Genomic DNA, 1,911 nt, shown 5'->3' on the forward strand with positions numbered 1-1,911 from the left:
CCCCTTCTTTTTTAAGTCTTCCAGCCACTTGCTCTGGACTCAAGTCTGCACGGATATCATTAGCTATGCGTCGTTTAATATCATCCGTTAGCTTAACAGCCTTGGTTTTTTCCTGATGACGCTGTTGAGCCATACGGTGGGCCTGCTGGCGTCTGTAACCGCGTAACCCCTTGTTGCGCCCTAATTCCCGTGACAGGGAACTCTGATCGCGCCCAAGTTTTTGTGCAATTTTGTTTTGAGAAGTCCCATTTTTCAGTTCAATTTCGATATAATGTCTCTCTTCAGAGCTCAGGTGCTTAAAGGCCATCCGTGGCATCCTCTGTAGTGTTTAGTAGCTTTACAGAGTACACCTGAGTTCTGATTGAATTCAAAGGTGGCTCTGTAGCAACCCTGTGGTTACAGAGGTTATGCATTTATGATACGAATTCAGGCTACTTCAATTTCTTGTCATCTATATTTGTGCAACTGTAATTGTAAAACGCATACATCCCCACAAAGGCGCTTAACAAGTGAATGGTGTTCGTCGCTTCGCTCCTGGGACGCCTGCGGCGCCCCACATTCAGGCGTTAGCTGCCTTGTTCACAGATTCTTTCTTTCAGTTGTTTCGCGCAAGTATTAAGACGAAAAGAAGGTTCATTGCGGCTTGAAAGAGAATGGTTTGTTGCCGCTGGCCTGTTTGATTTTTCTGTTTTCTTTTGCCTTGACAGCATTTGTATTTTTCGTGATTGAAGTTTCAATTATGCTGTCAGGTAAGTTTTTTCTGCTTTTCTTCTAGCGAGCCAGCACAGAAATTTTACCACTGTTATTTTACTGTACATTTAAATCACGCAAGGTTTTGATTTTTAGTTCGTCAGGTATTCTCGTTTGTTCCACCATTGTGGTTACCACACAATTGTTTTTCCCAAGGTTTTGTTTTTGAGTGCGTGTCGGTTTTTCGTTTGTTCCTCCATTGTGGTTTCCACACAGTTGTTTTCTACAGCGCTTAAGTTTTTGGTTCATTCTGGTTATCAGGTTTTCTGCCAGCACGGAGTTTTCTGGTTGGTTCTGGTGTCAGGTTTTTACCTTTAGTCAGTTTGTTCTTGGTTCCAGGAGCCAGCTAACAATAAAATCGTGTTCGTTCCGCTGCGCTCCACCGGACGCGCCTGAGGCGCGCCGCACATTTTGGCGTTAGCTACACTTGCATTTGTGCAATATACGGAATTATGATTAATCTTGGTTGCACTACTTTTAGTAAAATGCCTTCCGCAGAAGGACTTACTTCATAACGAGTAACTCTCAAAGACCAATAGCTGCCTATATGAAATCATGTTTTACGATTGATACAAAAGGCATGTTAAATGCTGACAGTGTTATTACTTCATATAGCTCGAACGAAAAAATACCTGAAGAGTTACAACCATTTGTTGGAAATAAAATTTCTGCTTATGGTATTGATAAGTTGCTCAATACAAATGAGTGCAACGATTCATTTCTAGCACTATCAGAATTGCTATTTGAACAAATAAGAAAGCATAGCTTCCCGTTAAAACCTTCAAGGCTGAACAGTTTATTTGGCTTCGAACACATATCTGAAGTAGAAGAATTCAAAACGTCTTTTAATAGAGTTCACTGCAGTGTGTTTCTTGTGGAAACAGTGGGTGAAGTACATAAAGGTTATTTTCCTTTAATTAATAAGAATCACTCAGTAGAGACTATCACAAAGCTTGCATACAGATATTGGCTGGGTGAAAAATCAGATATTTCTTACAAGCATCCTGAGATTCTTATTTCATTTCCAGTCAAAATACTAAACGAACTAGCAATCTAGCCAAACAAAAGTGCAGCTAACAAAAAATTCAAGTTCGTTCCGCTGCTGCGCAGCTCCACCGGACGCCGCCTGCGGCGGCGCCGCTTAATTTGGCGTTAGCTGCT

The 1,911-nt window shown here is 41.5% G+C and carries 2 protein-coding genes; one reads left to right on the forward strand and one right to left on the reverse strand.

Annotated features, from left to right (window positions below; all coding sequences use genetic code 11):
* A partial coding sequence (locus tag AKL11_RS24115) for a helix-turn-helix domain-containing protein (RefSeq protein ID WP_172807367.1) occupies positions 1-307 on the reverse strand: 307 nt, incomplete at its 3' end.
* A gap of 990 nt (positions 308-1,297) precedes the next feature.
* On the opposite strand from AKL11_RS24115, the gene AKL11_RS24125 reads away from it, so the two are divergent.
* Positions 1,298-1,807: a DUF2441 domain-containing protein gene (locus AKL11_RS24125; RefSeq protein ID WP_067522902.1), complete on the forward strand. Its 510-nt coding sequence runs from the start codon at positions 1,298-1,300 to the stop codon at positions 1,805-1,807.
* The last annotated feature ends 104 nt before the right edge of the window (positions 1,808-1,911 follow it).

This window comes from Endozoicomonas ascidiicola, from assembly GCF_001646945.1.
GTDB lineage: Bacteria > Pseudomonadota > Gammaproteobacteria > Pseudomonadales > Endozoicomonadaceae > Endozoicomonas > Endozoicomonas ascidiicola.

Coding starts and splice junctions, on each gene's coding strand:
- AKL11_RS24125 (WP_067522902.1), top strand. CDS start 1,298: ATGAAATCATGTTTTACGATTGATACAAAAGGCATGTTAAATGCTGAC.